The organism is Roseibium marinum (assembly GCF_002906165.1).
GTDB classification, from domain to species: domain Bacteria; phylum Pseudomonadota; class Alphaproteobacteria; order Rhizobiales; family Stappiaceae; genus Roseibium; species Roseibium marinum.
Window position 1 is genome coordinate 650,253 of the sequence record NZ_PPCN01000001.1, and the last position, 19,819, is coordinate 670,071.

The 19,819-nt window shown below is 63.6% G+C and carries 20 protein-coding genes; 6 read left to right on the forward strand and 14 right to left on the reverse strand.

Annotated elements, in window-relative coordinates:
* Nucleotides 1–23 precede the first annotated feature (23 nt).
* The 6 genes from CLV41_RS03035 to dctP all read right to left on the reverse strand — a co-directional run bounded on the left by CLV41_RS03035 (nt 24) and on the right by dctP (nt 5,605).
* Complete coding sequence (locus CLV41_RS03035) at nt 24–749, reverse strand: ribonuclease activity regulator RraA (protein ID WP_103220778.1); 726 nt, start codon at nt 747–749, stop codon at nt 24–26.
* A gap of 18 nt (nt 750–767) precedes the next feature.
* Nucleotides 768–2,501, reverse strand: a complete 1,734-nt coding sequence (gene araD, locus CLV41_RS03040; RefSeq protein WP_103220779.1) for an L-arabinonate dehydratase — start codon at nt 2,499–2,501, stop codon at nt 768–770.
* 3 nt (nt 2,502–2,504) lie between these two features.
* Nucleotides 2,505–2,672: a hypothetical protein gene (locus CLV41_RS27705; RefSeq protein WP_170107101.1), complete on the reverse strand. Its 168-nt coding sequence runs from the start codon at nt 2,670–2,672 to the stop codon at nt 2,505–2,507.
* 10 nt (nt 2,673–2,682) lie between these two features.
* Entirely contained in the window at nt 2,683–3,999 is a 1,317-nt protein-coding gene (locus CLV41_RS03045) for a TRAP transporter large permease (protein ID WP_103220780.1), read from the reverse strand.
* On the reverse strand, nt 3,989–4,510 hold the full coding sequence (locus CLV41_RS03050) for a TRAP transporter small permease subunit (protein WP_103220781.1): 522 nt from the start codon (nt 4,508–4,510) through the stop codon (nt 3,989–3,991). The genes CLV41_RS03045 and CLV41_RS03050 overlap by 11 nt, the downstream gene beginning before the upstream one ends.
* A gap of 69 nt (nt 4,511–4,579) precedes the next feature.
* A complete protein-coding gene (gene dctP / locus CLV41_RS03055) occupies nt 4,580–5,605 on the reverse strand; it encodes a TRAP transporter substrate-binding protein DctP (protein ID WP_103220782.1) in 1,026 nt (341 codons plus the stop codon).
* 465 nt (nt 5,606–6,070) lie between these two features.
* Between dctP and CLV41_RS03060 the strand changes: the two genes are divergently transcribed.
* Both CLV41_RS03060 and CLV41_RS03065 read left to right on the forward strand, forming a co-directional pair.
* Nucleotides 6,071–7,180 carry an OmpA family protein gene (locus CLV41_RS03060; protein ID WP_103221498.1) on the forward strand — a complete coding sequence of 370 codons (1,110 nt, stop codon included), beginning with the start codon at nt 6,071–6,073 and terminating at the stop codon, nt 7,178–7,180.
* 58 nt (nt 7,181–7,238) lie between these two features.
* Nucleotides 7,239–8,684, forward strand: a complete 1,446-nt coding sequence (locus CLV41_RS03065; protein ID WP_208987239.1) for a caspase family protein — start codon at nt 7,239–7,241, stop codon at nt 8,682–8,684.
* Between the two features lie 33 nt (nt 8,685–8,717).
* Here the strand turns inward: CLV41_RS03065 and CLV41_RS03070 are convergent, their stop codons facing one another.
* The 4 genes from CLV41_RS03070 to CLV41_RS27415 form a co-directional block, all read right to left on the reverse strand.
* Nucleotides 8,718–9,074 (reverse strand): carboxymuconolactone decarboxylase family protein, encoded by a 357-nt coding sequence (locus CLV41_RS03070; protein ID WP_103220783.1) that lies wholly within the window; start codon nt 9,072–9,074, stop codon nt 8,718–8,720.
* Nucleotides 9,075–9,200: 126 nt separating this feature from the next.
* A complete protein-coding gene (locus CLV41_RS03075; protein ID WP_103220784.1) occupies nt 9,201–9,851 on the reverse strand; it encodes a ZinT family metal-binding protein in 651 nt (216 codons plus the stop codon).
* 220 nt (nt 9,852–10,071) lie between these two features.
* Nucleotides 10,072–10,734 (reverse strand): L,D-transpeptidase, encoded by a 663-nt coding sequence (locus tag CLV41_RS03080; protein WP_103220785.1) that lies wholly within the window; start codon nt 10,732–10,734, stop codon nt 10,072–10,074.
* A gap of 280 nt (nt 10,735–11,014) precedes the next feature.
* A complete protein-coding gene (locus CLV41_RS27415) occupies nt 11,015–11,197 on the reverse strand; it encodes a hypothetical protein (RefSeq protein WP_146048484.1) in 183 nt (60 codons plus the stop codon).
* A 297-nt stretch (nt 11,198–11,494) separates the two neighbouring features.
* On the opposite strand from CLV41_RS27415, the gene CLV41_RS03090 reads away from it, so the two are divergent.
* From CLV41_RS03090 to CLV41_RS03100, 3 genes are all read left to right on the forward strand, one after another.
* Entirely contained in the window at nt 11,495–12,004 is a 510-nt protein-coding gene (locus CLV41_RS03090; protein WP_103221500.1) for a GNAT family N-acetyltransferase, read from the forward strand.
* Nucleotides 12,005–12,046: 42 nt separating this feature from the next.
* Entirely contained in the window at nt 12,047–12,979 is a 933-nt protein-coding gene (locus CLV41_RS03095) for an NUDIX hydrolase (RefSeq protein WP_170107102.1), read from the forward strand.
* Nucleotides 12,980–13,205: 226 nt separating this feature from the next.
* Nucleotides 13,206–14,039, forward strand: a complete 834-nt coding sequence (locus CLV41_RS03100) for a hypothetical protein (protein WP_146048486.1) — start codon at nt 13,206–13,208, stop codon at nt 14,037–14,039.
* A gap of 360 nt (nt 14,040–14,399) precedes the next feature.
* Here the strand turns inward: CLV41_RS03100 and CLV41_RS03105 are convergent, their stop codons facing one another.
* The 3 genes from CLV41_RS03105 to CLV41_RS03115 form a co-directional block, all read right to left on the reverse strand.
* Entirely contained in the window at nt 14,400–15,590 is a 1,191-nt protein-coding gene (locus tag CLV41_RS03105; RefSeq protein WP_103220789.1) for a hypothetical protein, read from the reverse strand.
* A 336-nt stretch (nt 15,591–15,926) separates the two neighbouring features.
* Nucleotides 15,927–16,547 (reverse strand): ferric reductase-like transmembrane domain-containing protein, encoded by a 621-nt coding sequence (locus CLV41_RS03110; RefSeq protein WP_103220790.1) that lies wholly within the window; start codon nt 16,545–16,547, stop codon nt 15,927–15,929.
* Between the two features lie 7 nt (nt 16,548–16,554).
* The gene (locus CLV41_RS03115) at nt 16,555–17,055 is read right to left on the reverse strand and encodes a peptidase associated/transthyretin-like domain-containing protein (RefSeq protein ID WP_103220791.1); all 501 of its coding nucleotides are present in this window, start codon (nt 17,053–17,055) and stop codon (nt 16,555–16,557) included.
* A gap of 568 nt (nt 17,056–17,623) precedes the next feature.
* Between CLV41_RS03115 and CLV41_RS03120 the strand changes: the two genes are divergently transcribed.
* Nucleotides 17,624–18,280, forward strand: a complete 657-nt coding sequence (locus tag CLV41_RS03120; RefSeq protein WP_208987240.1) for a DUF2161 domain-containing phosphodiesterase — start codon at nt 17,624–17,626, stop codon at nt 18,278–18,280.
* 443 nt (nt 18,281–18,723) lie between these two features.
* Here CLV41_RS03120 and CLV41_RS03125 read toward each other — a convergent pair whose 3' ends face one another.
* Complete coding sequence (locus CLV41_RS03125) at nt 18,724–19,722, reverse strand: aldo/keto reductase (RefSeq protein WP_103220792.1); 999 nt, start codon at nt 19,720–19,722, stop codon at nt 18,724–18,726.
* Nucleotides 19,723–19,819: the final 97 nt, after the last annotated feature.

Genomic DNA, 19,819 nt, shown 5'->3' on the forward strand with positions numbered 1-19,819 from the left:
GCGTCCGTGGATGGTGCGAGCCGTCAGCGGCCGTTCCGTTTGCGCCAATCCTCGTATTTGGTCTGGTGTTCTTCCTTGGTGCAGGGATAGAGCCCGATGATGGATTCTCCCGCCTGAACCTGTTCGAGCACAAAGTCCTCGAAGCTTTCCATGCCGGTGCATTCCTCGGCGATTTCATCGGCCAGATGCGTGGGGATGACCATCACGCCGTCCCCGTCGCCCACCATCACGTCGCCGGGAAAGACGGCGACGTCACCGCAGGCGACCGGCACATTGATGTCGAGCGCTTCATGCAGGGTCAGGTTTGTCGGGGCCGACGGCCGCGCGTAATAGGCAGGCATGTCCAGCCTGCCGATGCCTTGCGCGTCCCGGAAACCGCCGTCGGAGACGACCCCGGCGGCGCCGCGCAGCGCCAGCCGCGTGATCAGGATCGATCCCGCTGTCGCCGCCCGGCTGTCCTTGCGTCCGTCCATGACCAGGACCCAGCCGGGAGGGCAGGTTTCCACGGCGACGCGCTGCGGATGATCGGCGTTGCGGAAGACGGTGATCGGATTGCGGTCCTCGCGCGCCGGGATGTAGCGCAGGGTGAAGGCCTGGCCCACCATCGTTTCCGCCTTGGGGGAAACGGGAACCACGCCCTGGACGAACTGGTTACGCAGCCCGCGCTTGAACAGGGCGGTGGCGATCGACGCGGTCGAAATCCGTTTCAGCTTGTCGCGGGTTTCGCTGGAAAGCACGTAGTCGGTCATGGGTGTCCTCGATAACGGTCAGTAGATGTCCGGCTCGCCCGCGGCGGTGCCGAAATCGGTTTGCAGGAAGTCGAAGTCGCAGCCCTTGTCGGCCTGGGTGACATGGCGGGAGAACATATAGCCGTAGCCCCGCTGGAAGCGCGGTTCCGGCGCCTGCCAGGCCGTCCGCCGCCGTTGCAGTTCGTCCTCGCCCACCAGCATGTCGAGCCGCCGGCCGGCAAGATCCAGCCGCACGATGTCGCCCGTGCGAAGCAGCGCCAGCGGGCCGCCGATATAGCTTTCGGGCGCGACATGCAGCACGCAGGCGCCGTAGGAAGTGCCGGACATGCGCGCGTCGGAAATCCGCAGCATGTCGCGGTAGCCCTGCTTGATCAGCGCCTTGGGGATCGGCAGCATGCCCCATTCCGGCATTCCGGGCCCGCCCTGGGGACCGGCGTTGCGCAGAACCAGAACATGGTCCGGTGTCACATCCAGCGTCTCGTCATCGATGGCGGCCTTCATGTCCGGGTAGCTGTCGAAGACGAGCGCCGGGCCTTCATGGAAATGAAATTTGGGGTCGCAGGCCGCCGGCTTGATCACGGCCCCGTCGGGGCACAGATTGCCGCGCAGAACGGCGAGCGAGCCTTCATGGTAGACCGGATTGGAAAGCGGACGGATGACGTCGGCGTTGTGGACTTCCGCGCCGATCAGGTTTTCCCCCAGCGGCCTGCCGGTGACCGTCATCGCCGTGCAATCGAGCCGGTCCTCAAGCTGCTTCATCAGCGCGCGCAGGCCGCCCGCGTAGTGGAAATCCTCCATCAGGTAGTCCTTGCCCGCGGGGCGGACATTGGCGATCAGCGGCGTGGTGCGGCCGAGCGCGTCGAGATCGTCCAGCGTCATGGCGACCCCGGCGCGCCGCGCCATGGCGATCAGGTGGACCACCGCATTGGTCGAACAGCCGGTCGCCATGGCGACGAGTGCGGCGTTGTGGAATGCCGCGGGCGTCGCGATCCGGTTCGGGGTCAGGTCTTCCCACACCATTTCCACGATCCGCCGGCCGCACTCCGCGGACATGCGCTGGTGGCCGGAATCCACCGCCGGAATAGACGATGCGCCGGGCAGCGAAAAGCCGAGCGCTTCGGCGATTGCCGTCATGGTGGAAGCGGTGCCCATGGTCATGCAGGTTCCGGCGGAGCGGGCGATGCCACCCTGGATGCCCCGCCATTCCGCGTCGGAAATATTGCCGGCGCGCCGTTCGTCCCAGTATTTCCAGGCATCCGATCCGGAACCGAGGGTCTTGCCGGCGTAATTGCCCCGGAGCATCGGCCCGGCGGGCAGGTAGATCATCGGAACGCCCGCCGACAGCGCGCCCATCACCAGCCCCGGCGTGGTCTTGTCGCAGCCCCCCATCAGCACCACGCCGTCGAGCGGGTGCGAGCGGATCATCTCCTCCGTCTCCATGGCCAGCATGTTGCGGTAAAGCATCGAGGTCGGCTTGGTGAAGCTCTCGTCGACGGAGAGCGCGGGCATCTCCACACCGAAGCCGCCCGCCTGCAGGATACCCCGCTTGACGTCCTGGACCCGGTCGCGGAAATGCGCGTGGCAGGTGTTGAGCTCCGACCAGGTGTTGAGGACGCCGATGACCGGCCTGTCGCGGAAATCCTCTTCCGCATAGCCAAGCTGCATCATGCGCGAGCGGTGACCGAAGCTGCGCAGGTCGTCTGGGGCGAACCAGCGCGCCGAGCGGAGGGTCGTGGGAGTTTTTCTTGTCATGGTTCAACCCGTGAATGCAAAAATCAGCCAGATGACGAAAAGGGTGAAGACAGTCCCCGCGATTTCCGGCCAATTGCCGAAAGCATAATGCTCCCGCCGCTCCTCGGCGGCGAATTCCGCCGGGGATATGTCCTCGTCCTGGCGGGTCAGGTCGCGGTCGTCGATGGGCATTTGCGCTTCCTCACTCGAACAGGCCCGGAAGCCACAGGGCGATTTCCGGAAAGAACAGGACCAGGAACAGGCCGACTGCCTGCAGGGCGATGAACGGCAGCACCGCGGCGAAGATCTCCTGCAGCTCGATGCCTTTCGGAGCCACCGACTTCAGGAAGAAACAGGCGGGCCCGAAGGGCGGCGAGAGATAGTAGATCTGGATGTTCATGGCGAACAGCACGCCGAACCAGACCGGATCGAACCCCAGGTCGACGACCACCGGCGCGAAGATCGGCACGGTGATGAAGATGATCGCGATCCACTCCAGGAAGGTGCCGAGCACCATGACGATCAGCATCATGACGACGATCACCAGGATCGGCGCGATGTCGAGCGCGTTGAGCGTGCCGCGCAGGAATTCGCCGCCGCCGATGCGGTTATAGATGCCGATGAGCGAAACCGCGCCGAGCACCAGCCAGATGATCGAGCCGACCGTCAGCACCGTCTGGCGCATGGCGTCGCGGGCCATCACCCAGGTCAGCTCCTTGCGGGCGGCCGCCACCACGAGGGCGCCGACCGCGCCGATGGCGGCGGCTTCCGTGACGGTGGCGATGCCGGAATAGATGACGCCGAGGACAGCGCCGATCAGAAGGCCGGGGAGAATGACGCCTTTCAGGAACTTCATCCGCCGGAACAGCGGCAGCCCGGTTTCGGGTATGTCGAAGATCGGCGCCAGTCCCGGATTGAGCCGGACGCGGACCAGGATATAGGCGATGAACAGGCTCGCCAGCATCAGTCCGGGAAGGGCGGAGGCGGCGAACAGCTTGGTGATGGAGACCTGCGCCGCGAGGCCGTAGACGATCAGCACCACGGAAGGCGGGATCAGGGTCGCCAGCGCGCCGGCCGCGCAGATGATGCCGATGGAAAGCTTGCGGTCATAGCCGAGGCGCAGCATCTGCGGCAGCGCGATCAGGCCGAGCATGACGATCTCGCCGCCCATGATGCCGGACATGGCGGCGAGCACAACGGCGACCACGCAGGTCTGCACCGCGACGGAGCCGCGGAACCGGCCGCCCATGATCGCCATGGAATCGAACAGGGACCTGGCGATGCCGGAGCGTTCCAGGACATTGGCCATGAACACGAAGAAGGGCACCGCGATCAGCTCGTATTTGTGCAGCACCTCACCGACATTGGCGGCGACGATGAAGAAGCCCGCCCGCGTGCCGAAATAAAGGATCGCCGTTGCCAGCGATACCGTCAGCGTGGTGATGCCGAGCGGCACGCCGAGCGCCATGAGCCCCAGCAGCGAGGCGACGATCAGCAGGGTGATGAGTTCAATGCCCACCGGCAACGTCTCCTTCGCTGTCCTGCGCCCAGTGTATGATGTTGGCGGCGAGCTGCAGGATGTAGAGAATGCAGCCGGCGGTGAGCAGCAGCTTGAAATAGCTCGGCTGGATGGAATTGAGGGCCGTGCCCGATGTTTCGATCCGCCGCAGCACTTTCATCGCCGGACCCCAGAGCGCCATCGTCAGCACCAGCACCGCGCCGGTGGCGATCAGCATCTGGATCAGGCGCAACACCCGCCACAGCTTCGGGCTGACCAGCATTTCGATCATGGTGATCGAGATGTGCCGGTGGCGTTCGGTCACATAGCCGACCGAAAGGACCCAGGCGCTGGCGCACAGCGTCATGGCGAGCTCGGTCGACCAGACGGTGGGCCGGTCGAAGCCGTAGCGCATGACGACCTCGAAGGCTGAGACGAGAATGCAGGCAAAAAGCAGCATCGAACAGCTCTGGCCGATGAAGACACTGATCCTGTTCATCGACGCTGCGTATCCGGCCAATAGGCGTTTCATCGCGGCGATCCTGTGAGAAGAATAACAAGACCCGCACCATGGATCATGGCGCGGGCCGCAACAAAGGGCTTAATTGCCGAACAGCCCGATTTCCGTCATGTAGGCGATATGCGCGTCGAGCGCTTCCTTGGCCAGATCCGACTTCCGCGCGTAGTCTTCCCACTGCTGGCGGGCGACCTTGCGCAGCTTGTCCCGGTCCGCCTGGGCCCAGTCGATCACCTCGATCTTTTCCCCGGCGGTATCGCGCGCGGCAAGTTCGGTGTCCTTTTTGGTGACCTCGGCCGCCATGGCGAACATCGCCTCGTACCACCAGTCCCGCAGGGCCGTCTGGTCCGCTTCGGAAAGGGAGTCCCATTTTTCGGTGTTGAGGGTGAACTGCATCGACGGCATGGAGTGGATGCCCGGATAAAGCGGGTAGGGGGCAACGTCATGCAGGCCGGTCGCGTCATTGTTCACATAGGCCGAGGCATCGGCCGCGTCGACGATGCCTTTTTCAAGCGCGCCGTAGACTTCGGAGAACGGGATCGACAGCGGCGAGGCGCCGGCGGCCTTGAAAACGGCCGCGGCCAGGCCCTCCGGCGAACGGATTTTCTTGCCGGCGAGATCCTCGAAGGTCCGGATCGGCACGCGGGCGGGCAGCGCTTCGCGCGAATAGGGGCCGCAGGCGATCACATGCACTTCCCCGCCGGTGACCGCGTCGGCCGCTTTCTGCATCACGGCCTCGCCGCCGCCGTCCTTGCAAAAGGCGAGCATCTGCTCGGGCGTGTCGTAGCCGGAGATCAGATCGCCCATGATGGCGTAGGCGGGCTCCAGTCCGGCGAAATAGTTGACGGAGGTGAAGTCACCGTCCAGCACGCCCGCGGCGACCGCGTCCGGCGTTTCGCGCGCCGGCACGACGGAGCCGTTCGGCGTCAGCTGGATCTCGACCCGTCCTTCGGTCATTTCGGCGATTTTCGGCAACCAGGTTTCCGTCAGGTACTGGGTGGAAAAGTCACCCGCGTTGAACGAGGTCTGAATGGTGAATATTTCGGCGTGGGCGATGGTGGCCAGCGACGATACGGAAGCCGCAAGAATGGCGGCGCTGATGAGTTTCATGATGTCCTCCAGGCAAAATCGCGGGAAGTTCCTCCCTCCCGATAATTGATGTATTAATATATTAGTGTGTTGATGGCAAGCCGCAGCTTGATGCCTCGCCCGGTTTTTGCCCGTTCCATCGAAGAGTTGCCGGAAACCGTGCGATAGGGGGCTATCTGTCCGCCCAGACAGCAGGCAAAGCCAATTTCGCTATCAACTCTGTTGAGAGTAGTGCTGACTTGAGAATCGCAGACACTTCGAAATCGCCCCGTCATCGCTGGGCTTGACCCTGCAATCCATGCCGTGACATTTGTCAGGTCAGGCTGTCGTGCGTGGCAACCGGATCGGCTCATGCTATTTCATGCACATCAACGGCTCCTGGTCCCGGTAAGTTGCTTTGAACTTGCAACTTTGCAACATTTGGATGACATATCGGATAAATGGGTGAAGCCGTAAGGGCTCATGGGGAAGAAAAAGGATTCGAAGATGAACTTCGCGCGGTCCGTTTTACCGGAACTGACGCTTGCAATTCTTGCTGCCCTGTTGCTGCTGTCATCGCCGGCGGGAGCACAGGAGAACTTCTTCGAACGAGGTTGGACGCTTCAGCCCGAGGCGTCGTCGCTCCGGTTCCAGTCGGTCAAGAATCTCACCAAGGTCGAATCAAGCGGTTTTGCCGATTTCGCGGGAACGATCGATGAAAGCGGTGCCGCGAGCATCCGGATCTTTCTTGATTCGATCGATACCAAGATCGATCTCAGAAACGTCCGCATGCGGTTTCTGTTCTTCGAGACGTTCCAGTTTCCCGAAGTCGTCATCACCACCCGGATCGATCAATCGCTGCTGACCGATCTGCCCGCCCTCAAGCGCAAGATCATTCCGCTGACCTACACGCTGTCGCTTCACGGTCTTTCCAAGACGCTGGAAACCGAGGTCGCGGTAACGATCATGAGCGATGACCTTGTCGCGGTTTCGACGACGGCGCCTATCTCCGTGGCGGCTTCCGACTTCGGCCTCGACGGTGGAATCCAGAAACTGGAGGAAGCCGCGGACGTGGTGATCGTTCCTTCCGCGACGGTGTCCTTCGACTTCGTGTTTTCCCGCAATGGCGGAGAAGGGCCCGGTGCGCAGACGGCGGCTTCATCCACCCCGCAACCGGCCACGCAGCCAGCCACCCAGCCAGCCCCGCAGGCCGCCGCCGCCAAGGCGCTGGAACCGGAGGGCGATTTCGACATCGAAGCGTGCAAGGGCCGGTTCGAGATCCTGTCGCGAACGGGCAACATCTATTTCGGAAGCGGGAGCGCGCGCCTCGACGCACGCAGCGAACCGCTGCTGAACAGTCTCAGCGACATCATCTCGCGCTGTCCGGGGCTTGTCATCGAGATTGGCGGTCACACGGACAGCGACGGAAGCGCTGCTGCGAACATTCGTTTGTCCGAGCGCCGCGCGGCGGCGGTGAAACAATACCTGACCCTGAAGAATATACCCGCGGACCGGATCGTGAGCGTCGGATATGGAGAAGCGCGCCCCGTGGCCCCGAACGGGACTGCTGACGGCAAACGCCGCAACCGCCGTATCGAGTTTGTCGTTGTCGAATAACCTCTGCATACGCCGGTCCCCCGTAGTCCTTGTCGCGGCTTTTTTGCTGCTGATGACGATGCTCGTTCCGCTTCGGGCGAATGCAGAGGCGCGTCTGGCGCTGGTCATCGGCAACGGGGCTTACAGCAATGTCACAGCCCTGGACAATCCCGTCAATGACGCGGCCCTGATGGCGCAATCCCTTCGCCAGGTGGGCTTTGACGTCACGCTGATCACCGAAGCCACGCAGGATCAACTGATCCGGGCGATTTCGGATTTCGGCCGCAAGCTCCGCGAAGCCGGGGACGATGCGACGGGGTTGTTCTATTACGCCGGGCACGGGGTGCAGTCCTTTGGCTCGAATTACCTTCTGCCTGTTGATATAGAGCTCCGGGATGCCGCCGATCTGAGCCTTGTCGGCGTTCCGGCGAACGCCGTGCTCCGGCAGATGTTCTCCGCCCGCAATCAGACGAACATCGTCATTCTCGACGCCTGCCGGAACAATCCCTTCGCGACGATCCCCGACCTGAGCGACAACGGTCTTGCCGAGATGAAGGCGCCGACGGGGACTTTTCTTGCCTATTCGACCGCCCCGGGCGAGATCGCCGTCGACGGCGGCGGATCGAACAGCCCCTTCACCGAAGCGCTCGCGCGGCGGCTCTCCACACCCGGCGTGCCGATCGAGGTGCTGTTCAAGGATGTGCGCGTCGAGGTGCTTGAGGCGACAGACGGAAACCAGACGCCGTGGGACACGTCTTCCCTGACCGTCGACTTCCAGTTCGTGCCGGCCGTGGTGCTTTCCGCGGAAGAAATCCAGACGCGCCAGCTTTGGGACTCCGTGCGGCTCAGCCGCGATCCCGTTCAAGTGCTCCTTTTCCTGCGCGCAAGTCCCGCAAACCCCTACACACACGAAGCGCGCGCGCTTCTGCAGGAACTCATGTCGCAGGAACTGCAGGTGGAGGAGAGCGCCCCGCAGGCCGAAGCGCCGAAGGCGGAACCCGTCGATCCCGTCCAGTCCGAACGCGACCTGATCGAGCAGGCCCGTCAATCGGGAACGGCCGAGGCCTACCGGAAATATCTGGACGCCTTTCCCGAAGGAGCCTTCGCGGAACTCGCGCGTCTTGAACTTCAGACCATCGTGGAGAGCGGACCGGGCACCGACCCGGTTGCCGAAGCGCCCGTCGCCGCCGCACCCGAGCCGCAGGCGTCCGAGGAAGCCGGTTCCGGTCCACCGGAGACTGTGGCGTTCAACGCGCCACTCGGCGTAGGCGATCCGGAGATCGCGACCCGCAGCATTGCGGAACTCATCACCGGCTTTCCGCGGTTCCCGCCGATAGAGGGCCTCCCGGAGGCGGTCTGGAAGGACAAGACATGCGCGTCCTGCCATCAATGGGAACAGTCGAACCTGTGCGAACAGGCGCAAAACTACGTGGCCGACAAAACGCGGACGGTGCCCCAACAGCATCCCCTCGGCGGCCTCTTCAAGGAGGCGCTGGGCATCTGGGCGCGCGACGGCTGTAATTAGAATCTACGCCCTGGACTATCAGCCCCTGCCGCGTCAGGCGCCAGACGTTTCCGCAAGTCCGTCGAAGGCGGCCAGCGCTTCGGCGCCATAGATCATCGACGGCCCGCCGCCCATATAGACCGCGACACCGATGACCTCGAGGATCTCCTCGCGACGGGCGCCGTGCCGCGGGGCTGCGCGGGCATGATAGGCCAGGCATCCGTCGCAGCGCGCGGTGATGCCGATGGCGAGCGCGATCAACTCCTTGGTCTTCGCGTCGAGCGCCCCCGGTTTGGTCGCCGCCGCCGCCAGCGCACCGAAGCCCTTGGCGACGTCCGGCATACTCTTGCGGACCTCTGCCATGCGCGCGTCGGTCTGGTCTACGAATGCGGTCCAGTCTGATATGGCCATGTGCGAAACTCCCTGCGTTTTGGAAAAATTCGTAAGGAAGCGTAGTTGGCGGAGCGCGCGCGGGCGTTGATGTGGCTCAAGGGGAGCCGGGACCGGTGCGCCATCGGCGCACCGGATGGTTTTTGATCAATGGGCCGTCATCTCGTGGATGATCTGCTGGCCGCTAAGCGAGGCGGGATAATAGGTTGGCCAGTTTGTCAGTTCTTCCAGAAGGGCCGCACGGTCGTCTCCCCAGTAAAGATGATAGTGGTCGGCTCTCGCCGGTGCGATACGGTGATCGCTGAACTGGATAACCTGCGGCGCCCCGGCGTCGCCGCCGGTCTTTGAGAAGATGAAGCGTACACCGCGGTTGCCCTTCTTGTAGGTCAGGATCTCGTAGCCGTCGGCGGCATATTGCCCCGTAACGCTTTCCCCGTCCTTTTGGTAGGTGACTTCATCGCCGCCGATGACAATGCGGTTGACGTCGGTCCGGTAGCCGATCTCGTAATAGGCGCGGTACTCCTCCACGGTCTTGTCGCCATGCTCCGCCTTATGTTGCAGGACCGTATCTAGCGTGCCGTCCTGCAGGTGGGGGTAGACGGATTGCCAGTCCCCTTCCCAGTCGGACAGCTCGCGGGCCCGGATCTGCTCATCCTTGAAATAGCCCTTGTAGATCTCCTTGTCGTGGCTGTGGGCCGCGGTTTCGCCGGCCTTAGGGCTTTTTTGGGTCTGTGCGGTGGCGGGCAGTATTGTCACGATCGCCAGCGTGAGAGCCAGCGTGCCGATCAGCATTCGCATGGTTGTGAACCTTTCCAGGATGTTGAAGAGGACGCTTCGCGTCAAAGAATCTAAATGTTATAACATAACAAAAAAGATGTAGCTTAATTGACGCGTTGTGGCAATGGGGATTGTTCGGCCGGGGGAATGTTCTGGCGAGGTGGCGGAATAGCGCGATGCCGAACCTCACTCTCCGCGCTGCCCGGCTCAAAGCCGGCGTGGCGCGGAGACGGAAAAACCTCTACCCGAGCACGATCACCGTGGCGCCGACGTCGACGCGGTCATAGAGGTCGATGATGTCCTGGTGCCACATGCGGATGCAGCCGCTGGAGGCATTGGTGCCGATGCTGGAGGGCTGGTTGGTGCTGTGGATGCGATAGAGCGTGTCCTGATTGCCCTGCCACAGGTACAGCCCCCGGGCGCCGATCGGATTGCGCGGTCCGCCTTCCTGGCCGTCGTCATATTTGGCAAGGCTCGGGTCGCGTTCGATCATCTCGTCGGGCGGGAACCACTTCGGCCATTCCCGCTTGAAGCGGATTTCCGCCTCGCCGTTCCAGGAAAACCCTGCCCGTCCGACGCCGATTCCGTAGCGGATCGCCCGGCCGCCTGGCTGGATCAGGTAGAGGTATTTCTGCTGCGGGTCGACGACGATGGTCCCGGCCGGATGGCGCGAGGGATAGACCACCACCTGGCGCAGAAATTTAGGATCGAAATTCTGATACTGGATGCCCGGCAGCGAGAAGCCGCCGTCGGTGACGGGCGCATAGGCCGTGGCGTAATCCGGCGTTCCGTCCGCCAGTGTTGCCAGCCCGGCCGAGATCGGCGCGCTCTTGCGGCCTTGGCACGCGGCCAGCAGCAGCGGAATGCCGGCAATCAAACTGCGGCGGCTCAGATGTGACACCAATTGAACGTCCTTTCCTCAGCGCCTCGCAACTCCGGTTTCAAGAGCGGTGTTTGACGCAAGAAGGGGGCCATAAGGGACCGGATAAGGGATAAATCGAATACGCGACCTGAATTTGAAAAAACATCATTATGGTAAACGGGGTCTTAACGCCAGAGAGATCCCGCGCCCGCTCATAGAAAAACAGGCCGAACGCACGCCCGAGCATGGAGAGGCCAAAAGCCCATGCAGTCGTGTGGAAGACGCGCGGGCGGGCGCAACCGCCCGCGGCGTTTCCGGTCGTTCAGCTGTCGTTGTCGGCACTCTTTTTCGCCGGCGCCATGCCCTCATCCGGTTCCTGGCCGAAGTATGTGCCTCCGAGCTGTCCGCCCGTGGTGGTCTTTTCCGCGACGCGCTTGATCCGGGCCGCTTCGGCCTCGGCTTGCTTGCGCTGTTGCGGGCTCATGGTGGTCTTGTCGTCGCTCATCTGATCCTCCTTTTCGCTTCTGGATCTGAGGGAATAACGGCGCGCGCGCCGGTTCGTTCCCATCCGGTATCCGCAAACAGCGAGGCGGGATCGGCGATCCGCCCCAATGCCCGCCTCCGCGAACCCGGCGAACAGACTTTGCGCCCACGTGCCGGCCGGATGAGAGATGCCGGGAGGGGCAGATGTCCGCGCCGCCGCGCACACGCAGTCTTGATCGCCCGGAGTCTCTTCCCTCTTGATCGGGCGGGCCGTTTTCATGTGCAAATGGCGCCGGGAAATTCCAGGAGACGCATGTCCATGTCCGCCCGTTCGCAACGGCACATCACCTTCGCCCGCCTGCCGGAGATCCCGGCGGACGAGCTGATGACCCATATGTCCGACCCGCGCGTCGCCGAGCATATGCCGCTGTTGAATTTTACATGGGACCGGGACGCCATCAAAAAATTCGTCGCCTCCAAGGAAGCCTGCTGGCATCGCGACGGGCTTGGGCACTGGGCGTTTCTGTCCGCCGGCCGCTATGTCGGCTGGGGCGGCTTCCAGAAAGAGGGCGAGGAATGGGAATTCGGGCTGGTTCTGAGGCCGGATGCCTTCGGTCTCGGTACATGGATCACCCGAAAGGCACTCGCGTTCGCCGCCGCCGACGCGCGCATTCCCTTCGTGACCTTCCTGCTGCCACCCTCGCGCAGGAACCTCGGCGCGCTCAAGAGACTGGGCGCGCGGTTCATTGGCAAGACCGATCATGAGGGCGCAGGTTTCCTGAAATACCGGCTGGACACGCCGGCACCGCCCGCGTTTCACCCCTTGTGACAACCCTCTGACGCCTCGCTATGATCCTTGGCAACGATGCGGGTGTGCCCGCAACTCGCAAGGGAGACGGAAGTGGATGTGCTTGTCCTCGGTGCCGGCGCGGGCGTAAAATCTTGGGATGGCGCGCCGGCCAGCCGCCCGCTGCGCACCAAAGGCAAGCGCCAGGCGCAGAAGATCGGCGCTTTTCTGGGGCGGGAAGACCTGCGCCCGGACCGTGTCCTGACCGATGGCAGCCAACGCGCCCGCGTCACCGCGGAAAAGGCGCTGAAGGCTGCCGGCTGGACCGCCCGCGATATCGAGACCTCCGCCGCCCTCGCCAGCGGAGCCCTGCCCGATCTGTCCGCCAGCCAGTGCCCGCTTCTTGTCGCGCTTCCCGGCACGCTGCGCACCCTGATCGAAGGACTGCCCTTCGGTCCGCAATCCGACCTCCGTCCAGATCGCCATTGCGGGCTTGCCCCCGGCGTCCTCCTCCGGCTGTCGCACACACCGGGCCACACCCGTCTCCTTGCACGCACCGACCCGCAAACACTGCCCGATCTCTTCCCCTATCCCGCCCCGGACGGTGCGGGCCGCCGAGAGCGCCCGGCCTATTACTACCGCCAGTCCGCCGTCATCCCGTTCCGCCGCACGCCGGATGGCAGGCAGATCCTCATCGTCGGCTCCTCCAGCGGCCGCCACTGGACCGTCCCCAAGGGCATCGTCGACCCCGGCCTCACCCCCGCCGCCTCGGCCGGGGTCGAGGCACGCGAAGAGGCGGGCATCGAAGGCGAGATCGAGGAGATCCCGCTCGGCCATTTCACCTACGAAAAATGGGGTGCGCCCTGCAAGGTCACGGTCTTTGCGATGGAGGTGACCAAGGTGCTGGAGGGCGAGGCCTGGGAGGAAAGCCACCGGCGGCGAAAGTGGGTATCGCGGCAGGAGGCCGCGGAACTGCTGTGGCTGGAGGCGTTTCGGGAGATGGTGGCGGGGATGTGAGGCAGAGAGACCGGGAAGAGGTGACGGCCGCGCGGATGTCCGCGCTTGCACCGGTCCCGCGGCTCCGCGATCCCGCGCACGGCGGGAATAACAGCATTCTGTGATCTGCAAAACAGACAGGCTCCCCATGCGCATCGCATTTTGGGTCGCCGGTTGCTGACTGTCAGACGCCGGGCACCCTGCCATCCGACAGGTCCTTTGAGGGCCCGATTGAAGGAGAATGAATGTGGCTGAATCCTTTTTCCTGCCTTATGAATATGTCGACCGTCTCATCAACCCGGGCCTGCAGACCAGTGCCGGGCCGGTCAGACTGAACCAGTATCTGTGCAAGGACCGCGGCAATGGCGGCAATGACAGTGCGACCAGTTTTTTCAAGAATTTCCGCTGGGTCAAGGACGCGGACGGCATCAACCTGAACCAGCACGTCGGCGGCAGCGCGATCGATCTGGCGCTCAAGGGCCAGGGAAACGACAAGACCTTCGTCAAGATCTGGAACTTCATGCTGAAGAACAAGGACCTGCTCGACAAATACAAGGTCGAGGTCTGCGGCCGGGCCAACAAGGACGGCTCCAAGGACGTCGAGGGAAAGGGCAAGATCAAGCAGATCTATTTCGACAAGATGTCCGACCGCGCCGCGCTGCAGGAAATGGTCCAGGACCGTTTCTTCGGCATGGACTGCATCGGCTTCGTCGCCAATTTCCTGATCCATACCGGCGAGTGGGACAAATATCACGGCGTCGCGCCGAAGAACTATCCGAAGCATGTCGCCAAGATCAACATCGACGACATCAAGGAGGTCAGACCGCTCGACTTCATGGTCTGGAACGGCCATGTGGCGCTGGTCGACTGGGTCTGGAAACTGATCGACGACAAGAGCGCCCAGATCGACATGTGCCAGAGCTCCAGCGGCGGCCCGCAATGCAACGAGTATGTCACCCTGAAAGAGACCGGCGGCAAGGGCCTGAACGGCGGCCGTGAGTTCACCATCCTCGGCGGCACCCCGTCCCCGCCGGTGCGCGGCCATTTCACGATCTGGCGGAAGGAGGGGTTCTGGTACTAAACACCTAGAGCGTGTTGCGGTTAAGTGGATTCATGGATTTAGGAAGACGCCCGAGGCAGCGTTTGCATTGCGAATGCGTTCGGGCGATTTCCTGAATTCAATTTAACGCGACACGCTCGAGAGCGGCGATGCGAGACGATCGCCGGGAGAACCGCAAATCGTTTTCGCGTCAGGCAACTTCGCCTTGGCGCGAAGCGGTCCAATCCAGGCTGACCTGCCGCTCCGGCCGGCCGGGCTTTCGTTCGTTCGGCGGGACCGGCCGGCCTCCCGCCATCCGCCGGGAGCTTCAGGCGGCACGCGGCCGCTCATGGCGGTTGTGCAGGCTGTTTCCTGTCAACAACGATTGGTATGAGGTTGCGGTCACGGCCAACTGTGAGGCCCGGTGCCATAACCCGCGCTGTGCCCGCCCTTGATGTTGCCAAGCACGGTTCCCCTCGGTTGCGGAACATAGCGGACCATCTTGAGCTCGGCCTGGGAAATACCTTCCTTCCTGGCGTAGTCGCGGACAAGCTTTTCGGCAGCGTCGTACCTGACTTCCTGGCTTATCGCCTTGCTGCCGGCCACGCGCAGGGCCTTGATGCCGGCTCCGACCCCGACAACCAGCAATACGCCTTCGGCCACCTGGCCGCTGGTTTTGGCCACTTTCAAAATCTTGACGGCCGTTTCGGCGCCACCGATCGTGTCGCTGACATAATCCGCAAGAAGTTGTGCGTTGTATTCGACACCATGCGCGGCGGCCAGCAGGTACACCTGCGCCTTGATCACGTCTCCGCCGGCATTTGCCTCCCACGCCTTCATTCTCAGCTTGTGCGGACGGTTCCAGATCGAAGTGGCGGGAAAAGTCGCTCCGCCCAGCCAGTCGGACACCTTCGCAACACCCGGCGCCGCACTGTGACGGTCCCTCATCAAGTCCATGTGCATGGACCAGCCGTTGTCATACTGGGTGTCGAAACGCTCGAACGCGCGCTTGAGCTTCGTCTGCACATGTCCCGTCAGCACGGACCTGTAGTAGCCTGCGCCCAGCATCGTCGTATCGAGCAATTCCTCCCGGTCGATGAGCGCATCGTCGGTCTTGATGGTGTCGCCGTCGTAACCGAGCGAGAACCAGAATTCCCATTCCGTGGGAGTGTTTCCCTGCGCGTTCCAGGGCTGGCCCAGTCGCAGCCAGATCCCCTTCGATTCGAGGGTCTGTCGCACGCGCACAAGATAGTCGGCCTCATCCGGATTGTTGCTGCGCGGGACAAGCGCATCCGCCGTCAGCATCTTGTTGTGATCGACCCGGATGCAGCCGTCGCTTCTCGACACATGCACCCGCTTGTCAAGTATCCTGCGTGCCTTCCGTTCTTTCGCCCGGTCACGCAACACAAGGTTCCCGGCGCGCGAAATCACCGCGGCCTTCATGGCGTTTCTGTAGGCATCTTCGTAAAGCGGATTGAGAACGGCCGCGTCGAGCACCCTTTGCACCTGCGCGACCTGGTCCCTTGAAAGCAGGCGCGCCAGTTTCGGAACCGTAGCTATGAGCGTTTCCGCTTCCGGCGCTCCGAGTTCCATTGCCTTTCGCCGGTTCGTTGCGTCGTTTCCCACGTTACTTACCTTTCGAAAACCGAATTTTGGGATCCGCGACGCATTCACACCCTCGTGAAGCGCGGCGCTCGACTTCATTGTCAGGCACAGTATGCCGGACCCGTCCCGCGCGCGCCTGTGCCGGACGTCACACACATGACGTTGTTGCTGCGCATTCCGGTTAGCTGATTGTTTTCAAAGGTGGTTTCAATAAATCAGCGAAACGCGGCAAGAGCGCCCGGATCCGCATGTGCCGGAACACCAGCGGTGGGCCGCAATGCAATGCAATCGTCATCCTGAAGGGGACCGGTGGCGAGGGACCCGTCACGTCCCCCGACGTGGCCCACGTGCTGCCCAGACCTTGAGATCCGCCGCCACCTTCACGGTCGCCGCCACGACCAGCGCGCACAGCCCGGCCTTCGACAGCGTCTCCATCGTGCCCTCGATCAGCAGCGCATGGACCACGCTGCCGGTGACGATTGCCACCGCCAGGGCCGTATGAGCGGGCCGCCAGACGCGCGGGCGCAGGCGGCGGCGGAAAATGGCGAGCACTGCAGCGGCGAACACCGCCCACATGGCGATCACGCCCCAGACGGAGAACGGCGTCGGCGAGCGGAACAGGAGCGCGTCGATCACGTCCGGCGGGCTGGTGATCCACAGCCCGGCGACATGGACGATCACCACCGCCACCAGCAGGCCGCCGGTCCAGCGGTGGATACGCCGCCCGCGCGGACCGGCGAGGCCCGGTAGATATCCGCCCGCCAGCAGCGGCTGGAGCAGCAGCAGGGCCATCGCGATTATCCCGGCGAAGCCGGCGGCGATATAAACCGGCTGGCGCCATTGCAGCAGCGGGCTTGCCGCTGCCGCGGCCAACGGCACGAGGAGCGCTGCTGCAAGCGCGGCCCAGATCAGGACGGCACGGGCCCGGCGCGTGGCTGTCGGCATTCCCCGCTCAGGCAGGCTGCAGGACGAAATGGGCTTCAAGGGCGGTGTCCTTCGCGCTCGACATCACCGGGCGCAGGAAGACAGTCTCGAAGTCGCCGCTGTCATAGGCAAGATGTCCGTGCGGCTGGCCGAAGGCCGGAACGATCTGCGGCATGTCCATGTAAAAGACGCCGTTGGCGTCCGTCAGCGTCGCCCCGTGGCTGCGTTTGTCGCGCTCGTGCCCTTCAGTGGTATGTGCCCACATCTGGATGCGCTGCCCGGCCAGCGGCGCGCCGTCGCCCGCACGGCGGACGGTGCCGGTCATCCGGAACCCGCCGCTGCCGATCCGCTCCACGATGGGGGCGCCGGGCAGATAATTGTTGGCCCCACCGCGCATCGACCGCGTCGGCGCCAGCCCCGCCGCCCGCGCGGGCACAACAAGCCCGGAGGCTGCCGTCACCAGAGCGGCGCCCAGGATAACGCCACCGGTGGCAAGCAGGCTGCGGCGGGTGAGGAGGTCGGTGGTCATCAAGATCTCTCCTGTCAGACGAATGGCGGCCGGCGGCCTGTGCCGGCCCGGGTCCTTGAAACTCTCTGTGTGCTCCCATAGGAAATTATAGCGCCTTTGTGGCGATTTCCGAGTTGGAGCCCGTGCGGAGGCGATAAAGCGCGCTCACGGTTGCGTGAAAATCAGGCATCGGCACCGCCACCGACCGGTCAGATGATTGCAGAATGAATGTGCGCGTGGGGTAATCGGGAGAAATCATCCGCATTCGATCGGCTATAGCCGGGGTGAGACGGCCGGCACGCGTTTTTCGAGGGGCATGCCGCACACCACAACCTCATCCTGAGGAAGCGCGCAAGCGCTGTCTCGAAGGATGGACGGCAAACTCAAGATCCAAGCGCCCATCCTTCAAGTCGGACCCGAGGGTCCTCCACACGGCCTGGCATGAGCGTGTGGCACGGATCGTCACGGTCCTTCCCTTCCCACCGAACGGGAATACGGATCCTTCCCTGCGGCCCGGAAACCGTGGACCGTTTCCAACGGCGGCTGTTTGCCGATTGTCGAGGTTTTTTGTCCTGCCTAAACTCCCGGCATGGGACGCATTCTGGAAACCGAACTCTACCTGCCGGTCAAGACCTTCCTCGAGGGGCAGGGCTATGAGGTCAAGGCCGAGGTCGGCGCTGCCGACATCGTCGCCTGCCGCGAGGGCGGGGATCCGGTGATCGTCGAATTGAAGACCGGCTTCACCCTGAGCCTGTTTCACCAGGCCGTCGACCGTCAGTCGATCACCGATGCGGTCTATGTCGCGGTCGCGCGGGGGCCGGGCAAGCGGTTTCTGGCAAGCCTCAAGAACAACCTCAAACTCGCCCGGCGGCTGGGCCTGGGCGTGATCGTGGTCCGCCTTGCCGACGGGCACGTTGAAGTTCCCCTCGACCCGGCGTCCTACGCACCGCGCAAGTCCAAACCTCGCAAGGCCCGCCTGCTGCGCGAATTTTCCCGCCGCGTCGGCGACCCCAACACCGGCGGCTCGACCCGGGTGACGCTGGTCACCGCCTACCGCCAGGACGCGATCCGCTGCGCCGAACATCTTCATACCAACGGCCCCAGCCGCGGGGCTGACGTTGCCAAGGCAACCGGCGTCACCCGCGCCACCCGCATGATGGCCGACGATCACTACGGCTGGTTCGAACGCGTCGACCGCGGGATTTATGGCTTGACCGTAAAGGGGCGAGGCGCGGTGGGGGCCTGACGCCGCCCCACGCTCTAAACCCCGACGACACCAGCAAATCCATCCGCTTGCTCCCCTCTCCCCCCTTGAGGGGGAGATGTCCGTGAAACGGGCAGAGGGGGGGGGAACGCCGCCGCAAATTCGGGGAAAGCCGTGTCACTTCGAGAGGCCGTCACCCCCCTCTGTCTCCTGTCGGAGACATCTCCCCCTCAAGGGGGGAGAAGGGAGCAAGCCGCGAGGAGTATTGCCGAAAGCAGGGATCTCCAACACCGCGCGCATCTCTCCCTCCGGGCGTCATCCCCGCCCCCGAACGGGGATCCAATCCACCTCACCGCTCGCCGCAGGACCGGATGGTGTTCAGCCGTCCCGCCAACGTCGGTAGCTGCAGCAACAGGTCGGTCCGTCGGCGTTGCGCCACATGCGCCCGCCGTCGGAGTACATGGCAAGCTGACGGCGGGAAGCTGTCAGCAATACCGCTCGGGGCCGGCCCATTGCGCATCCGAGTACCTGTCGCCGTGGGTCCAGCCGACCGGCAGCACGGCCTCGATCCGCTCCAGATCCTCTGCCGTGAGGCTGAGGGCTGCGCCCGAGATGCACTCGCGCAGGTGATCCACCGAGCGCGTCCCCGGGATCGGGATGACATGCGGTCCGCGGCTCAGCAGCCAGGCATTCGCCAGCCCTGCCGCCGTCGTGCCCATCTCTGCCGCGAGCTTGCGGAAGCCTTCCATGATGCGCAAGTTTTCGCTCAGGTTCGGCTCCGTGAAACGCGGGTTCGCAGCGAGGAACGGCAGACCGGCGATCCGCTCGCGCGCGATCGGGGTGTCCGTCAGCAGCGAGCGGCCCAGGGGCGAGAAGGCCACCATGGCGACACCGAGTTCGGCGCAGGCCTGCACCAGTCCGAGATCGGGCGCCCGCGTGGAGAGCGAATATTCCGATTGAACGGCGGCGACGGGGAAGGCTTTCATGGCGCGCCGCAGGGTCGAGGGCGCGACTTCCGAAAGACCGATCGCGCGGGCCTTGCCCTTTTCGACCAGCCGGCCAAGATTGGCTGCCGTTTCCTCCGGGGTGAAGCGCGGATCGCGGCGATGGGCGTAGAAGAGGTCCACACACTCCAGGCCGAGCCTTTGCAACGATTTGTCCAGTTCGGTTTCAAGGTGCTCAGCCGAATTGTCATAGCCGCGGTTGCCGTCAGCATCGCGGGTGATCGTGGCCTTTGTCGCGATAACGAATTCGTCCCGCGCGCCCGGATTGGCTTTCAGATAGGTCCCGATGGCGTTTTCCGATTTGCCCATGCCGTAGACATTTGCCGTGTCCAGATGCGTGACGCCAAGGTCGCGGCAGGCATCGAGAATCGCGTGGCTTTCGGTCTCGTTCGTCGGCCCGTACATGTCGGAAAAGGACATCGCCCCATAGCCGATCGCGGCTATTTCCGGTCCGTTTGCGCCCAGTCTGCGTTTTTCCATGTTTCTCTCTACCCGCTGGAAAAGCTGAAGAATTCTTTCTTAAGCCATTGGCTTGATCCCTGAAAGAGCCGAAGCGCCCGAAACGACCTCCTGCGCG

Coding starts and splice junctions, on each gene's coding strand:
- CLV41_RS03035 (WP_103220778.1), bottom strand. CDS start 749: ATGACCGACTACGTGCTTTCCAGCGAAACCCGCGACAAGCTGAAACGG.
- araD (WP_103220779.1), bottom strand. CDS start 2,501: ATGACAAGAAAAACTCCCACGACCCTCCGCTCGGCGCGCTGGTTCGCC.
- CLV41_RS27705 (WP_170107101.1), bottom strand. CDS start 2,672: ATGCCCATCGACGACCGCGACCTGACCCGCCAGGACGAGGACATATCC.
- CLV41_RS03050 (WP_103220781.1), bottom strand. CDS start 4,510: ATGAAACGCCTATTGGCCGGATACGCAGCGTCGATGAACAGGATCAGT.
- dctP (WP_103220782.1), bottom strand. CDS start 5,605: ATGAAACTCATCAGCGCCGCCATTCTTGCGGCTTCCGTATCGTCGCTG.
- CLV41_RS03060 (WP_103221498.1), top strand. CDS start 6,071: ATGAACTTCGCGCGGTCCGTTTTACCGGAACTGACGCTTGCAATTCTT.
- CLV41_RS03065 (WP_208987239.1), top strand. CDS start 7,239: ATGCTCGTTCCGCTTCGGGCGAATGCAGAGGCGCGTCTGGCGCTGGTC.
- CLV41_RS03070 (WP_103220783.1), bottom strand. CDS start 9,074: ATGGCCATATCAGACTGGACCGCATTCGTAGACCAGACCGACGCGCGC.
- CLV41_RS03075 (WP_103220784.1), bottom strand. CDS start 9,851: ATGCGAATGCTGATCGGCACGCTGGCTCTCACGCTGGCGATCGTGACA.
- CLV41_RS27415 (WP_146048484.1), bottom strand. CDS start 11,197: ATGAGCGACGACAAGACCACCATGAGCCCGCAACAGCGCAAGCAAGCC.
- CLV41_RS03090 (WP_103221500.1), top strand. CDS start 11,495: ATGTCCGCCCGTTCGCAACGGCACATCACCTTCGCCCGCCTGCCGGAG.
- CLV41_RS03105 (WP_103220789.1), bottom strand. CDS start 15,590: ATGGAACTCGGAGCGCCGGAAGCGGAAACGCTCATAGCTACGGTTCCG.
- CLV41_RS03110 (WP_103220790.1), bottom strand. CDS start 16,547: ATGCCGACAGCCACGCGCCGGGCCCGTGCCGTCCTGATCTGGGCCGCG.
- CLV41_RS03115 (WP_103220791.1), bottom strand. CDS start 17,055: ATGACCACCGACCTCCTCACCCGCCGCAGCCTGCTTGCCACCGGTGGC.
- CLV41_RS03120 (WP_208987240.1), top strand. CDS start 17,624: ATGGGACGCATTCTGGAAACCGAACTCTACCTGCCGGTCAAGACCTTC.
- CLV41_RS03125 (WP_103220792.1), bottom strand. CDS start 19,722: ATGGAAAAACGCAGACTGGGCGCAAACGGACCGGAAATAGCCGCGATC.